13 protein-coding genes and 1 tRNA gene are annotated in these 15,794 nt (G+C 38.3%); 2 read left to right on the top strand and 12 right to left on the bottom strand.

What is annotated here, in order from left to right; genetic code table 11:
• Window positions 1-89: 89 nt before the first annotated feature.
• Both G504_RS0109585 and G504_RS19985 read left to right on the top strand, forming a co-directional pair.
• Window positions 90-164, top strand: a tRNA-Pro gene (locus tag G504_RS0109585).
• A 526-nt stretch (window positions 165-690) separates the two neighbouring features.
• Entirely contained in the window at window positions 691-2,778 is a 2,088-nt protein-coding gene (locus G504_RS19985; RefSeq protein WP_240473035.1) for a family 16 glycosylhydrolase, read from the top strand.
• Between the two features lie 303 nt (window positions 2,779-3,081).
• Here G504_RS19985 and G504_RS0109595 read toward each other — a convergent pair whose 3' ends face one another.
• The 12 genes from G504_RS0109595 to G504_RS0109645 all read right to left on the bottom strand — a co-directional run bounded on the left by G504_RS0109595 (window position 3,082) and on the right by G504_RS0109645 (window position 15,560).
• The gene (locus G504_RS0109595; RefSeq protein ID WP_019669955.1) at window positions 3,082-5,115 is read right to left on the bottom strand and encodes an adenylate/guanylate cyclase domain-containing protein; all 2,034 of its coding nucleotides are present in this window, start codon (window positions 5,113-5,115) and stop codon (window positions 3,082-3,084) included.
• A 289-nt stretch (window positions 5,116-5,404) separates the two neighbouring features.
• Window positions 5,405-6,865 (bottom strand): glycosyltransferase, encoded by a 1,461-nt coding sequence (locus G504_RS0109600; RefSeq protein ID WP_019669956.1) that lies wholly within the window; start codon window positions 6,863-6,865, stop codon window positions 5,405-5,407.
• A 98-nt stretch (window positions 6,866-6,963) separates the two neighbouring features.
• Window positions 6,964-8,349 carry a S41 family peptidase gene (locus tag G504_RS0109605; RefSeq protein WP_019669957.1) on the bottom strand — a complete coding sequence of 462 codons (1,386 nt, stop codon included), beginning with the start codon at window positions 8,347-8,349 and terminating at the stop codon, window positions 6,964-6,966.
• Window positions 8,350-8,381: 32 nt separating this feature from the next.
• The gene (locus G504_RS0109610) at window positions 8,382-8,561 is read right to left on the bottom strand and encodes a hypothetical protein (RefSeq protein ID WP_019669958.1); all 180 of its coding nucleotides are present in this window, start codon (window positions 8,559-8,561) and stop codon (window positions 8,382-8,384) included.
• A gap of 46 nt (window positions 8,562-8,607) precedes the next feature.
• Window positions 8,608-8,964, bottom strand: a complete 357-nt coding sequence (locus tag G504_RS0109615; RefSeq protein ID WP_019669959.1) for a DUF6616 family protein — start codon at window positions 8,962-8,964, stop codon at window positions 8,608-8,610.
• Between the two features lie 110 nt (window positions 8,965-9,074).
• On the bottom strand, window positions 9,075-9,617 hold the full coding sequence (locus G504_RS0109620; protein WP_157473226.1) for a YybH family protein: 543 nt from the start codon (window positions 9,615-9,617) through the stop codon (window positions 9,075-9,077).
• A 93-nt stretch (window positions 9,618-9,710) separates the two neighbouring features.
• Window positions 9,711-10,652 carry an aldo/keto reductase gene (locus G504_RS0109625; RefSeq protein ID WP_019669961.1) on the bottom strand — a complete coding sequence of 314 codons (942 nt, stop codon included), beginning with the start codon at window positions 10,650-10,652 and terminating at the stop codon, window positions 9,711-9,713.
• 141 nt (window positions 10,653-10,793) lie between these two features.
• Entirely contained in the window at window positions 10,794-11,765 is a 972-nt protein-coding gene (locus G504_RS0109630) for a hypothetical protein (RefSeq protein ID WP_019669962.1), read from the bottom strand.
• A gap of 16 nt (window positions 11,766-11,781) precedes the next feature.
• Window positions 11,782-11,937 carry a hypothetical protein gene (locus G504_RS19660; RefSeq protein WP_157473229.1) on the bottom strand — a complete coding sequence of 52 codons (156 nt, stop codon included), beginning with the start codon at window positions 11,935-11,937 and terminating at the stop codon, window positions 11,782-11,784.
• A gap of 206 nt (window positions 11,938-12,143) precedes the next feature.
• The gene (locus tag G504_RS0109635; RefSeq protein WP_019669963.1) at window positions 12,144-13,718 is read right to left on the bottom strand and encodes a TPR end-of-group domain-containing protein; all 1,575 of its coding nucleotides are present in this window, start codon (window positions 13,716-13,718) and stop codon (window positions 12,144-12,146) included.
• A gap of 487 nt (window positions 13,719-14,205) precedes the next feature.
• Window positions 14,206-14,493, bottom strand: coding sequence for a YdhR family protein (locus G504_RS0109640; protein ID WP_019669964.1), 288 nt, complete (start codon window positions 14,491-14,493; stop codon window positions 14,206-14,208).
• Window positions 14,494-14,648: 155 nt separating this feature from the next.
• Window positions 14,649-15,560 (bottom strand): helix-turn-helix domain-containing protein, encoded by a 912-nt coding sequence (locus G504_RS0109645; RefSeq protein ID WP_019669965.1) that lies wholly within the window; start codon window positions 15,558-15,560, stop codon window positions 14,649-14,651.
• Window positions 15,561-15,794: the final 234 nt, after the last annotated feature.

The raw sequence follows: 15,794 nt of genomic DNA on the forward strand, positions 1-15,794 counted from the left end.
TGCAAATACCTATGGATAGCAGATCAGAGGCTATGCAGTTGGAAAAACGCATTAAGAAACGCGGAGCAAAACGATTTATAGATGACCATCGGGGTGTAGCGTAGCCCGGTTATCGCGCCTGCTTTGGGAGCAGGAGGTCGCAGGTTCGAATCCTGCCACCCCGACCGAGAAAAACCAGACACTTAAGTGTCTGGTTTTTCTATTTTATGGCGACTCAAGCTTGCTTGAAGGAGTAAGTAAAATAAAAAACGTAACGAAGCGCAGCTTTGTATGGTTTTTCTTGAGCAAAAAACCCCATTCCAGGATCACCGAAGGTAATCCTGCCACCACAACTACGTTTATCCAGGAGAAACTTCGTTGTACAAACCCGACCGAGAGAATCCAATCACGAAAGTGGTTGGATTATTTTTTGTTTTTATAGCCCAGGGTCAGCAGACACTTAAGCAGTTAAAACAATAAGACCAGACAGGAAAAGACATGAACAATACAGTTTTATCCCTCTATGAAGGCGCACAACACAAATTGTAGCCGGCACGGAATGACGTAATAAAAGTAATTATTATGGATTTTGCTTACAAAACTATTATATTGTAAAAAAAAAATGTAACGGCATAAGGTATTCCAATGTCTGATTCAAGACCTGAACTAATTTCCGGAACAAAGCCGTAACGAGTTAAAAAAAAGAAAACTATGAAAAGTATCAATTTCATTATTTCGACACTCTTATTAATTTTATTGAGTTGTTCTGAGGATACTCCTGAAGTGTTAACCCCATCTAATCTTGTAGTTACATCAGAAATTAGTAATGATGGCTCCGGAAAGGTTATGTTTGAAGCAAAGGCTTCAAATGCCTCTTCATATACATTTGATTTTGGTGATGATACATCTCAAGAATCACTTACGGGCAATGTCGTTAAGTTCTATGATAAGGGTGGACAGAATACCTATAGTGTTACTGTCACAGCAAACGGAGCAAGGGGACTAAGTATTTCGGAGACAATTCAAATAGCAGTAAATGTTGACGGGGGAACGTCCGAGTTTGCTGAGATCATTTCTTTGCTGACCAACGATGATTCAAAAACATGGTATTTGTCGGCGGCAGAACCGGGACACCTCGGGGTAGGTCCTGCACGGGAAGGAATCGACGGAGATTGGTGGTACCCTAAATGGTATTCAGCCCAGGCTTTCGAAAAGTGTGGTAGCCCTGATTCGGATTGCCTGTGTGACGATGAGCTGACCTTTTCAATAAGTGGCGATGTAATATCTTATACCCTGGATAACAAGGGACAGACCTTTTTCAATTCCGCGCACAAAGATGTGGCAGGAGGTACAGAGGTAGACGATTTTTGTTATGATTTTGATACTTCGGGTTCCAAAACGGTTACCCTGACATCCGTACAAGGCAATGTTCCGGAGGCAGAAACAACAGGAACGCAAATAGATTTTTCCGATGCCGGGTTTATGGGGTATTACGTAGGGTCTTCTACCTATGAAATTCTATCCATAAGCGAAGATTTGCTATATGTACGAACATATGACGCCCTCAATCCGGATTTGGCATGGTATCATAGGTTTTCTTCAGAACCGGCAACCGGAGGTGGAGACGAAAAGCTTGAAAGCATTTATAATACTTTGGTATGGTCAGATGAATTTGATGTAGACGGTGCTCCTGATCCCGCCAATTGGACCTACGATCTTGGTGCAGGAGGATGGGGAAATAATGAGGTGCAAACCTATACAGATGATCCCGAAAATGTTGTCGTCGAAGGTGGAATGCTAAAAATTACAGCCATATCTCAGGGCGGAGAAGCTGCGGTACATTATTTTGATGATATTACGTTGGTTGCTACCGGCGGAGCCACTTCAACAGTTGATGATTTCGAAGGAACCGCACCAACTTTTACAGGTTTTGGAGGTGCATCTACACAGGTTGTAGCCAATCCCGATGCCTCAGGTGAAAATACATCTGCCATGGTGGGAGAATCTACCAAACCTTTAGGTGCTGAAACTTTTGCCGGATCATTCTTTAATTTATCCGACCCATTAGATCTGACAACGTATTCAAGTATCAGTATGAAAACCTGGTCTCCAACAGTTGGCGCGGTTGTGAAACTAAAACTTGAAAATTCTGCTAATGCCGATGAAAATTATGAAGTTGACATGAGTACCACGGTATCTGAAAGTTGGGAAACTCTGACTTTTGATTTTAGCATGGCTCCGGCATATAACTTTGATCGTATCGTTGTCTTCTTCGATTTTGGAGTGAGCCCTGTAGGTGCCTTTACTTCTGCACGAATCAAATCCGAGAACTTATATGAGTTTACCTATGGTCGTGTAGAGATTAGGGCTAAACTCCCTTCTGGTGGAGGCACATGGCCTGCATTATGGGCCTTGGGTGCTAATTTTGATACAGTGGGATGGCCAGATTGTGGTGAAATAGATATTATGGAACATGTTGGAAACAGTCCCAATATTACATCAAGTGCTTTACATTATCCCGGGAACTTTGGTGGAACTGCGGTGACTGGTTCTATCCCCATAGCCACAGCTACTACTGAGTTTCATAATTACACGGTGGAATGGACTCCAGACAGCATCAAGTTTGTAGTCGATGATGAATTTATCCATACCAGTTTTGTGAATTCTTCCGGAACTCCGTTTAACGCCGATTTCTTTTTTATTATGAACATCGCCATGGGCGGCACACTTGGTGGAGCTATTGATAGTGCGTTTACCGAAGGTACCATGGAAGTAGATTATATAAGAGTTTATCAATAAACTAATATAAAAGTATTGCAAAAGGTCGGTAGTTTTATTTATCCTACTGACCTTTATTATTCCTGTATTGTGTTGCTAAAATACAAGCTTGGAATTTGGAGTTTAGTATTTATAATTTCAGGATTACGCTTGCGGCCTGATCCTGAACAGGAGGCCGTCAGGTGGACTTAGAAAACCAGACGATTATTTGTTTGGCAATTTTATTTTCTAACCTGCAAAGTTTTACTATAAATCCTTTTAAATACTCCAAATTTGGAATGCAACAGCTCAGGTTTATAAAAGCACTTTATCGGATTATAATTTTTATGCAGACAAATTCATTTTTTCAAGGATTTTTAGAAATCCGGGGTCATCACGCAAAAAATCAAAAAGAGGGTCTATACTGATATAAGGCATGTTGCTATCATGTTCTTCAAATGCTTTTTCGAGCCATTCCAGGGCCTCTACTTTCATCTCTGCGCGGCAATAAAGGGTAAATATTTGCCATGAAGGAAAATAAATCGAACCTCGTTGAGAGATCATCATCTCAGCGGTGCGTTGCATGGCCAAATGGTAGCCCCCTTCTTCAAATCCTTCTTCAAGAGATTTTAAGGCTAGCTCATTTTCCCTTAATTCGTATATTTTTTTAGCTATATCAAGTGCCTTTTGAGAATCTCCCAATTCGTGATATACTGCCCACAGGGCCGGAAGTGCAATGCCCTGGTCCGGTTCAATTTCATATAGTTTTAGCAATAGTTCAAGGGCTTCATCAAACCTACCGGCATTTTTAAGGGCTTGCGCATGAATGGACATATATAAAGTGTTAAATGGATCTAATTCCATAGCTAGTTCACTATGCGGAAGCCCTTTTTCGGGATCGCCCATAATTGCCAGAAAATGTGAATAATATGCATGCGAAAATGCATAATTTGGATTTAGCTCAATTGCTTTCAAGAACTCTTTTTCTGCTTTCTTCCAATTCCAGTCACCCCATGTATATTTGGTGGCCATTCCTGCATGGATTTCTACAAGCGTACTATCTAGCGTCAGCGCTTTATTTCTCGCAACATCAACTTTCCCGGAGACTTCATGATAGGGTAAAAATCCATGTTGCGCATATCCTCCCCAGGTTCTGGAAATCCCTAAATAAGCAAGGGCATAATCAGGATCAATTTCACTGGACAATTGAAAATATTCCATGGCGCGATCCAGATCTGGCTTGGTACCCAACTCCCAATGCGCCATACCCCTTAAATAAGCCTCGTAAGCATCAGGATCTATAGGCCTGGCTTCAGCCAGCAATTGTTCTTCCAGAGGAGTCAGGTTTAAATTAATTTGCCGGGAAATTTCTTTGGTGATTTTTTTGGAAAGATTCGAAAGTTCGCCTTTCTCAATGTTAAAATTATGAACCCATAACTGCTTCTCTTCAGGAAATGCACTAACTAATTTTACCTGAACACAAATATTTTCGCCGTAGCAAGACACTGAAGTTTCCACGGCTGCATCTATATTAAGTTCTGTGGCTATTTGAGGGATTGATTTCTCTACATTCCGATAAGCATTGGCAGTTCGTGTGGAAGGGACCCTAAGGGCACTTATTTTTCCTACATCACCTATTAATGCATCGTGTATTCCCTCGACAATATATTCCAATGAGGCATCCCCGGTAAAATTGTCGAAGGGTAGAATAAGTAATGAGGATATTGCAGGTGCATCAGTTTTAAAGTAATTTCCGATCCAGGGTCCATTGGCAATGATCAAAAGCAACAAAATTATATAGACATAAACCGACCTGCTAAGCTTATGAAACAGGGATCTTCCTTTTAGTTGCTCTATTTTAGCAGCAGAAGGGACTGGCAATCCTTCTTCTAGAATACAATAAGTGTTTACAGGAAAATCAACATTTTTTAATTTGATTTTTCCCAAATATTTGGTTCCGACAGAACTTTTAGCCCGAATAGCCTTTTGAATGGATTCTGATATATAAATACCTCCCGGATCTGCAACCGATTGCAATCGGGAGGCTATATTTACACCATCGCCAAAAATATCTTCGTGATCAAAAGTAATATCCCCCAGGTGCAATCCAATCCGAATTTTCTCTTTGATTTGCTTTCCAGATTGCTTTTGTATTTCAATGGCACACAAGACCGAATCTATTGCAGTATCAAACTGAGCTAACATACCGTCGCCCATTTCCTTGATAAGTTTGCCTTTGAATTGATTGATACTTTTGATATGAATTTCCCGACTTTTTCGCAACACTTCAAATGCCTTATCCTCATCGGATCCCATCAAAGCAGTATAACCGACTATGTCGGTAAACATGATTGAAGCTAGTTTTTTTATAGCAGCCATTGGAGACTTGTCGTTTTAGGCGGTCAAATCTTATATATTGGTCTTAGTTACTGAGGAATATAATCAAAAAGGTAATCCTTTAGCATGATTCTTATCATTTTTGCTGACAGAAATACTTCAATTATGTGGTTTTAGTTCCGGCCATATTTTTGCCTACGCAGCTGTTTAGCAAATTCAAATAATTCCGTCTGCTCCCCATTAAAGATAAACATTCATTATCAAACACGTCCAGGAAAATCCAAAATTCAGCGACTTGGCTTCTAATCGCATTTATGCAAAAACCAGGTACTTATCTTAATTTAGACAGGACCGATAGCCATGAAGCTATCTGGCTAAAAAGTGTAAAATTCTCAATAACCCTGATCTGTCCGTTAAAGCCCCACTTGTCTCGTTCTTTCGGGTTGTTGAGCATGTTTTTTATCATATTGGCCAAACTGATTAGATCCGTAGGATCTTCATTAATTTTTCCGTTGACATTGTGCTGTACCTGAAAACGCAATCCTGCCGCTCCTGAGACCAAAACCGGCCGTTGTTTCCACATGGCTTCTGTTGCTGTTAACCCAAACCCTTCCTGGATCGAATTTTGGACTATAATATTCGAGAAACGTTGCAAGGCGTTAACGATCAATGCATTTTCCTTGGGGTTATCCAGTGGTAGCAGTAAAATAGCTATATCGGCCTGCAGGTCGGGATCGATAGATTGGTACTGTTCAATCAATTCGTTCAGTACTTCCTCTCCCTCAGGATCATCCGCTACAAATGCAGGATCAGGGCCGGCTAAAATCAATCTGGCAGCTTTAATCCTTTTATAAGGGACACCGGAAGTATCTGAGGAAGCTTCATTTTCCCTTTTCATCATAATAAAGGCATCCATAAGTTCTTTAAAACCTTTCAAACGGTCCCACCGGGAGACTTCAGTGACAGTTGGTCTGTAAATAAGATCCAGATCACTGTTGTGGTTCACTGCATTGTAAGAGCCATCTGGCATTATACGCCTTGCCTGATGCTCATAATAACCGTAGAGCAAAGGTTCACGGCCACTGATTATGCCCGATTGCAATAAGATACCGATGCATTTATCTGTATGCAGTATCCTGTTCTTATGGCTCAGGGGATCTATAGCAGGGGTAATTATGGAGGTTTTCTTTTTCAGTTCTTCTGGAACATAGGAAGGCAGACTGAAAACAAACTGGTCATATGAATCAAAATAATCGGATAAAAATGACCATACTCCCCTGGTCGTTTTATTTTGTTCTTCTAAACCAATATGGCATCGCCATACCATTTTTACATTTCGCTTTTTAGTTATCATTGCTGCGAGCGGCATGGGTTGCGGATCATGGATTACAACCAGATCCCCATCCTGAATAGCCGCAACGGCCCGATCTGCGTTCTGTGCATTAACCTTCTCAAAAATGGCACGATCTTCCTCGGTAAATATGCCATCACCACTGGCGTGTATTGCATTGTGTATTCGTTTGGTAAGGTTAAAAAATGATTCATCCTTCGCCTCAATGACCATCCATTCAATCCGTACCCCCAGGGATCGCAAAATACGTATTTGGCTTGGTAGCATCTCCGCTACACCACCACCTGTGGCAGTTGAATTGATCATCCATATGGTGCAGCCTTCAAGTTCGGCGATCGACTTTTTTGTGGTTTCCAAAAATTCGTATACTAAGTTGTTCAGGCTGCCATACGCCTTGTAATCCTCAAGTTTAGGACCTTCTTTGATATTAATTTTTTGCATGAAATTGGGTTATTTTTATCTATTGGCTAATTTCTAAAATTCTCCTTGCAATCACAGGATATGGACTTTAGTGCATTAACCTATATACCCTGTAGTGCCTAGTACTTTTTTTCAATTTTCTTTAATAAACCATTTAATATTTCATCATCTTCATCCAATAAATGGTCTTTGATGAAGTAATCAGGAATTACCCCTTGTTCTGCAGTACTTCCGCTAACGCGAACAATATATCCTTTGGAAACCTTAACAGGAATGCCGGTATTTGGCAGCACATATTGAAATTGAGATGCATACAAGGATGGATAATCACCAGTCTCCTCCCCTACAATGGTTCCAAAATTATAGTCTTGTATTTGGGCAGCGGTGACGGCCGACTGAGAGTGCGATTGCCTATTGACCAAAACGAACACTTTACCCACAAATCGCTTTTGTTTAGGTTGTGGCTGGTATTCATCAAACTCATAATCATAAATTTCTCCATTCTTATGGGTCAGTATTTTTTGAAAATAAACAGCAGTCGTATCATTGTGCTGCCTGGTATGCTCCTTAAGAAATTTACTTGTTTTAAGTGTAAATCCCGAAGTCCATTTAAAAGGTTTATCCGCAATATAAGATACTAAATAATCGCTAAAAGAATCATTGCCTCCAGAATTATTTCTGAGATCTACAATTAAATTTTTGCTCTTTCTATCTTTTATTTCCAAAAAAGCAGAATCTATAAACCGTCTGTATTTATCCTCATCCCCACCAAAACCCCCTGGATTAAGGTAAGCAGAAGCACCTATAAATTTTAGATTCCTCGCGCCGGTTATCACTTCAGTCCTTTTCATCTCAAAACCGTCCAATGCGCTTACAGCTTTTATCAAATAATTGTTGACAGTTTCACCTGAAACAATTTCAATACGGAAATCATCCTGCTGTCCAAAAACCTGCCAGTAATATCTTGGAAAAGAATACATTTCTATTTTGGCATTTTTAAAATATGTGCGTTCGGCAGATACCTGGGGATATATTTTTGAGAGAATTTCTGGCATAGCCATCCCATTTATACTTAAAATCTCCGAGCCAACTTTAATTTCATCAATATCAGACCAGTTTTTTCTTACCAATGCTTTATCGTATTCAAAGGCAATTTCCAAAGGGAAAACAGTTCCGCCCCCATAGGCATATTCCAAATAGGATTGTCCCGGAAAATCAATCTCTGTATGACCATTATTTACCACGGATATTAAGCGTTGATAAAGGTTGGTAGTTTCCAATAAGTTTAATGAATCTTTATGGATAGCACCTTTTACTTTATGATAGGCCGAATCAAACTTTTGTTCCGTAGTATAGGCATACAGATTGTAATGTGCATCTTTTAGTGTTTCGTAAAGATATTTTAAATCTTCAACGACTTCCTCATTTGAGAAATTAGTGCCTGATTGTCCAAAAGAAGTAAGCGCTGAAAGCAGGAAAACAATGGATAAAGAAATTGATTTCATCTAAAGATTTTTTCTGTTTACCGGAAGTGAGACTATAAGGATTTATCGTCATCAGCCTTTTTGTCCTTTTGCATAATTGCAGTGCCAAATGCAGCACCTATGGCTACCCCTAAACTAAGCCACAACCCCAGATTATCCGTGGTAACTCCTATTGCAGTTCCAATTGCAACTCCAAATGCTATTCCCAGAACCAGACTATTTTCCTTTTTCATTTGTCAGCTATTTTGTTAAACCTATTCTTTGAAATTAATGGTTTACCTATACATTCACCATACTTTCATTTAAAACGGGCGGCGGTATCATATTTCCACTAAAATTTACCTGGTCGAAGTAGTCAAGAAAACCGGCTTTTTTTGCTGCTGCTTCCAGCTGATCTGACAGGGCCTTGTTTGGTAATTTCCAGACTGCCATAAATTGATAATTCATTCGCTCAGCACCTGTGTTACCGTTAACGGCACATCCCAATATTTCAGCACCTTTTTCAACCATTCCCATCAGCAAAGGATTTATTTTTTTGTCGAAATATTCTCTTCGCTGTGATTCTGTCAAATTTAGCCAGGAGGGCTTTGCATTCCATATTTCAGTTAATATGTAAGTTGCGTTTTGGTTTTCCATAATATTTGATTTTGGTTTAAAAATTTGAAGATAGAATTTTTAATATTCATCAGGATGAAGATACGGGACATATCTCCCCACTTTTTTAGAAGCAACCGTAGAAACAGATTCTAAATTCCTTTGCAGGGTAATTCTTCATTGAATATATCCCAAACAGACTCCCACTCGCCCTTTTCATTCTTTTTACTCAACATAACCCACTTAAATCTATATTTATCTTCTATCTCATCCGCCTCAGTAACTGTAATTTCCCCTGTTCCTCTCATCACAGACCATTCACCAAAATAAATAACCTCGTCTACTTTTTCTTCAATATTCATTTTAGCATCGTTTGTAGTCTCCCATTCATTTTCATTGAAAAACTTCCGAATATTTTCTCTTCCTACTATAGAAGATTCACCTTGCGGCATAAAAATGGCGTCTTTAGAATACGTATTTGCACAAGCTGTGGCGTCTCTTTTATTCCATGCTTCAAGAAAGACATCTGTCACATCCTGAATATTTTCAAGACCCGGACCACTATTCAAAATAATTCCCTGCGGATAAGACGGTGCTTCCGCATTGGAATGACATCCAACCAAATAACCCATAGAAAGAATAGCTGCAGCACATAGCAATAGATTGAGGGGAGAGATTTTTATTTTTGATTTCATAATGTAAGTAGTTTTTCAATTGTTTGATGGCCAACAGTATTGTCCCTGAATGGTTTTAATGGTTTATACACAAGCTAGTATAGTTTTTTTAAATTACCCCCATTCAGGAAATTGAGTTTTATTTAGATCCAGAGAGGCTATGGTATTCATGTCAGCTTCATCAAGTTCAAAATCAAAAATGTTCAGGTTTTCGATCATATGTGCTTTTTGTGAAGATCTTGGGATAGCAACAACACCCCGTTGGAAATGCCATCTCAGGCATACTTGTGCTATGCTCTTTTGGTGCTTTTTGCCTATAGCAGCCAAAGTCTGGTTGCTAAAAATTCCATTCCTTCCGGCAGCAAAAGGAGACCAGGCTTCTATTTGTGTCCTGGAATTCTTTAAAAATGGATAGGATATTTTCTCTTGAAAGAAAACATGGGTTTCTATTTGATTAATTGTGGGTTCAATTTTGGCATAAGTTTTTAATTCGTCAAGTTGTTCAGGCTCAAAATTACTAACCCCGATAGCCCTGATTTTACCCGCTGCAAAGAGCTCTTCCATTGCCAACCATGAACTTTTAACATCTCCTCTGGGACGATGGATAAGATAAAGGTCTAAATATTCAACCCCTAACTTTTTTATAGATGTTTCAAACGCATTTATAGTGCTTTTATAACCCATATCATCCACCCAAAGTTTAGAGGTTATAAATAGTTCCTTTCTATCAATACCACTTTGCTTAATACCTTCCCCAACGGCTTCCTCGTTTCCATAAATATGAGCGGTATCAATAAGGCGATAACCTACTGAAATTGCTTCAAACACGCTACGAACACCAATTGACCCTTTTAATGTGTTTGTGCCAAATCCTAAAATTGGCATTGTCACATTGTTGTTGAGTTGTACAGTAGGAATGGCTATCGCCTTTTGCTTATCGCCAATAGCTCCAAGTAATTTTGAGCTGCCTAAACCTAAAACAATAGTTGCTGTAGCAATTTTTGCGGTTCCTTTTAAAAACTCCCGGCGTTTTAATCCTTTAGTTATATTTTCCATATCTATTTGTGCTTTAGTTATGTCTAAGTTAGCAAATAGAAAACGGACTTGAGGAAAAACCAGAGGATTTTCCAAGTACGCAGAGAACAAGTAATTTATTTCATTTAATGAGTTACCAGCAATAACTACTTTTGGATTATATTATTCAGGTACTACAAATGTTTTTAGCATGTTTTTACTTAAAGCGTTTGGCACCTCAGATATTAACGCATACTTGCCAGGTTCCAAATTTGCTGTGAAAAACCCAATATTACCCTCCGGCATATCATTTACACCACCCATAAAGGTGATACCATCCGGTGCCGGTTCTATCAATCCTTTAGGGTCCGCCCAATTCATCCAATTCTCCAACTCTTCGAGATTGGCATTTTCATCCAGCCTGACAAGGTTTATATCATGCCCAACAAAATTTTCATGAACAATTTGATCCTTATAGAATACGGAAAAGGTGTGTTTACCAGAATTTATAGAGTCATTAAATACTATGCCATCTGTACTCGAAATATTAATGGCAATATCTGCAATCAATTCTTTATTGCCGGAATCAACAGGTTTTACTACAATATCTTTTGTCATTCCCATAGAGGTGTGGAATACACCATTGCTCATTTTTACATAACATTCAATAATGTATTTACCCGGTTTTAAATTTATTGTTGTTTCTGCCACCTGATCTGGAGAGAGTAGCCCTGAACCTCCTACAAACACAACTTCGCTGAACCACTCAGGAAGTTTTGCAAACTCAGCAAAACCTTCCTCAGGTTTTCCTTCCATAATTAGTTTCATTGCACTATCGAAGACCGGACCTATAACTTTTTCTGCATCTTCCGAAGTCTTCCCTTCAGGATACTTGTCTACAAGGAAAAAATGCGTTTGAGGTGATTGATTTTTGTAACGAAACGTATTCCACCCGGAGGGAATAGTATCGGGCATTTGAAAATCCATATTCTCCGTTATTATTTCTATAACATTCTCTTTGGGCTCAGCAGCGGTTTCTACCGGGGTACTTTTTTTCTCACTTTTACAAGACTGTATGAACAAAAAAGAAGATGAAACTAATACTACTATTCCAATAAAGTTAGCTTTGACAATTAAGTTTTTTAATGTTCTCATAATATTGCGTATTTGGTTAAAGGTTATTATCTAAAAAGTTAATGGCGATTAATAGCTCAATGGCTATAAGAATAAGTTCGCTTATTGCATAAAGCAGATACTTTTTTAAACTGCCTTTCTGTAAGGCTTCTATATTTTGCACTACTAATCGTTGTGTGATGTTTGAAAGCATCCTATGATAATTGGTTTTTCCTATAGCTTCTCCTTAAGAACACTATTAAAAAGGAGTTATAGGAATAAAGTTCAACGGTCTCCTATATACAATGAACAAGAAGGCATAAGATAATACGTTGTACTTATAATTATTTTACTTAAATCTAATAATTTTTTGCTTATCACCGCAGACATGAGCTATGCATGTTGTCTGCCTAAGCTATTTTATTTCCCCTCTAATAGCGAAATGAATTCAGGTTCCTTTTTTAAGCTATATAAATCGGGATCATGTTTAATATATTCATAATTGCCAAAGCCATTATCTATTGCTTTTTTAAGATTTTCAATTGAAGCAGCATTATCGCCAATTAAAGCATAAAAACAAGCTGCATTATAAATAATAATTGGGTCGTTTTCGTTTTGTTTAATCCCTTTATACATTTCCTTTTTGGCTTCTTCCAGGCGGCCTAATCTTTTTAATGTAAAGGCATAAAATTGTCTGGCGCGTGAGTCATCAGGGTTTCGCAGTAAATAGGAGGGGTAAAATAATGCCGCTCGTTGAATAGTTTTCTGCAGATTTTCCTTGTCTTCCAATTTTTCATAAGACATCTGCAAATCTCCATAAGCTGAATGGAAATCACTATTAAGATCTAATACCTTATTGAAATCTCCTGTGGCCTCAGAGTCTCTGTCCATCATTCTGTAGAGTCTGCCCCTTATCCAGTAGGCAAAAAAATTGTCAGAGTCAAAAGAAATAGCTTTTTCAACAGCTACTAATGCCTCATTTAGTAATTTCTTATTGTAATAAACCAGCCCGAGTGCACTATATGCTTCAGACGAGGAAGGTTCATAGATAAGTGCCTTCAATGCCGATTCTTCAGCCTTTTCAAGCCAAGAGGGATCTCTATCATGCGTTTCATATAACAATCCACAAGCCTCACTCATCCCGGCATAGGCAGTTGCATATTTTGGATCCAGATCTATTGCATTTTGAAAAAGTTCTATCGCTAAAAGAAGATAACTCTTTGTATATCTCAACAGAAACTCACGAGCTCTTAAGTTAGCATCATGAGCCCCGGTATCTAATGTTGCCTTTTTACCAAGTGCGGCTTTTTCTTTTGGAGTAAGCTTTAATTGCAATGAATTTGCAATCTTTTTTGCCACCTTTTCCTGGATACCAAAAACATCAGCCATCTTTCCACTGTAAATTTCGGCCCAAAGTTCAGAATCCTTTTCGACATCAATTAATTCCGTGGATATTTTTAAGTCGTTCTGATGTTTACGCACCGTACCGTGTAAAATATATCTAGCGTTTAATTCCCGACCCAAGGATGCAATATCCATTTCAGAATCTCTATACCGCATGGAAGTTCGTCGTGAAGCAATTTCAAGCTCCTTGATTCCTGATAGACGGATAATGATTTCTTCTGTCAATCCGTCACTAAAATAATTGCTGCCATTGCCGGGGCTGATATTCTGAAAGGGCAAGACCGCTAGTTTTTTATTGTCCTCGATGGGTTGTTGGCTTGTTTCTTGTGATGGTGGTGTCTGCGTTTCAATATTTTTGAATTTTTTAATTCCTTTTGGGGACAATTCATATACCCATGCAAATATCAGACTTATAGGAAAGCCTATAATCAATATAAAGATCAGGGCTTTCATAAAATATGGCGGCGCATTAAACGTCGGAAGAATAATATCAGATACCTGGGCAATTAACCATGCAACTATTAAATAGGTTATCGCTGACTTAAATACCTTACGCCTTTTAAGCTCTGCTGTATATTTTTTTAATTTCACTGAACTTCAAGTTAGTTTTTATTTAATAGGACATAAGGGGGAATCTATGATTTGGCTCTGTCTGGCGCAATTTGAGCTTAACGCGAAGCGGTTAAGTCGGAAGGAGGAAGAACCAAAATCAATCGACTTACCTAATATTTAAAGATAAGAAATATTTTCCTTGCCGGTAAATTAGAAATCCAAATTCATAGGGCTAAAACCTAAACAAATTCTCTTAAACAAATTAACTAGTGGATAGTTATTGGTTATTTTAAATTCCTATAGTTGGCATAGGATGAGGCTTTCCTTGTTCCCGGTAGTTTTAGAGAAGGTAATAATGACACATATTCATACCAGGTTGCGGTATTATTCAGTTTTTAAATTCCTTGAATAAGGTTACTTTAATAACTTTTTTACCGAGGTATAAATGACTAATTCATAATGGTAAGGTGGTAATTAATAAAATATGAATTAATTAATTTTTAGACCCTGGCAGGTATTGCGTAATTTATTCCCTAAGTTTAAACAGCACATTCAAAATCTCAATATTCGGAGCTTCTACAATTTCATAAGCTTCCGGAATACTGGACGCTAAGGCTGATTTACCATAAGATTTTAATGATTCTTCAGAATCCCATATATAAATTCCTCCAAATTGCCCGGGTTGTTCTAGTTTCACATAATATTTCTGTAAAAGTCCTGGCAAGGACTTAAATTGTGCCTCTCGTTCTTTGGCTCTTCTTAACAACTCCTCTTCCGGAAGTTGGGATTTTAGTTTGATTATTTGAATTATCATATCTGTTGTTTTGACATTTCTATTGTTCAGGTCACTTGTTTTGAATGACTTTAAAGCTATGAATACGATACGGGAAATCCCATAGGATTTTCGGTCCGGACTCCAGGAAGTTAAAAATAAGGATTTTCTTTTGTAGAAAGCCGGTTATGGCTCATTTAGCCCAACAACCTGTATTCATTAGGCGTATACCCAACTTTATTTTTGAATAGCCGGGTAAAATGCTGAGGATACTTAAACCCAAGTTCATAAGCAATCTCACTAAGTGATTTATCATGATTAATGATTTTTTCCTTAGCAACTTCAATAAGTTTGGTTTGAATATGTTCATGGGCACTTTTACCGGTTTCCTTTTTAACCAGGTCCCCAAAATAATTTGAAGAAAGGTGCTGTTCCTTCGCAAAATAACTAACCGAAGGTGTACCTTGTTTTTGAGGTTTTTCGGAATTAAAATAATCATCCAGGAGAGTTTTAAAATTTTCAACGATGCCCTGATTTACGCTTTCCCGAGTGATAAACTGCCTGTCGTAAAATCGTATACAATAATCCAAAAATAGTTCAAGGTTCGCCACAATCAATTTTTTACTGTGCCTGTCAATGGTTTGTTCCAATTCAAATTGAATCTTGTCCAACAAACTTAAAATCACTTTTCGCTCCTTCACCGACAGATGCAGCGCTTCATTCGTGGCATATGAGAAAAAGCTATAGTCATTGATTTTTTTACCCATACCCGTGCCCAAAAAAAGGTCCGGGTGAAAGAGCAGGGCATAGCCCTCAGGCTTAAAGCCGGGATCGTAATTAGTCAATTCAATGGTTTGGTTTGGGCCTATAAAAACCAGCGTCCCTTCATCATAATCATATGATTTACCACCATACATCATTTTACAGCCCGTGGCATCCTTTAAAAAGATGGCATAGCACCCAAAATGGAAAGCATCATACCTCCTACTAGTATTCCCCGTTTCATTTACTTTTTTAAAATCAACAATCCCTACCAAAGGATGTAATACCTCTTGTTTTCGCAAATCAAGATAATCACTTACTGTATTAACGTTCAAAACATTCTCCATGATCCGTTTGATTTTTAGTTAAAGATAAGCTATAGATTAGCAGGGTATCAAACAAGTTGCCCAAAATATGTAAAAGTGGTATGTAAAACCGTAAAATGGGTAAGTGAATTAAAATGAGTACTTTATACTTTTGGAGGAGAGTGATTTTATTTAATTAAAAATCCCTAGCTTACCCGTATAATCTGAAGAATTTGGAGATTGCCGATCTGATATCGGAATGGTTAAAAGAAAATG

Source organism: Eudoraea adriatica DSM 19308, from assembly GCF_000382125.1.
Classification (GTDB): domain Bacteria; phylum Bacteroidota; class Bacteroidia; order Flavobacteriales; family Flavobacteriaceae; genus Eudoraea; species Eudoraea adriatica.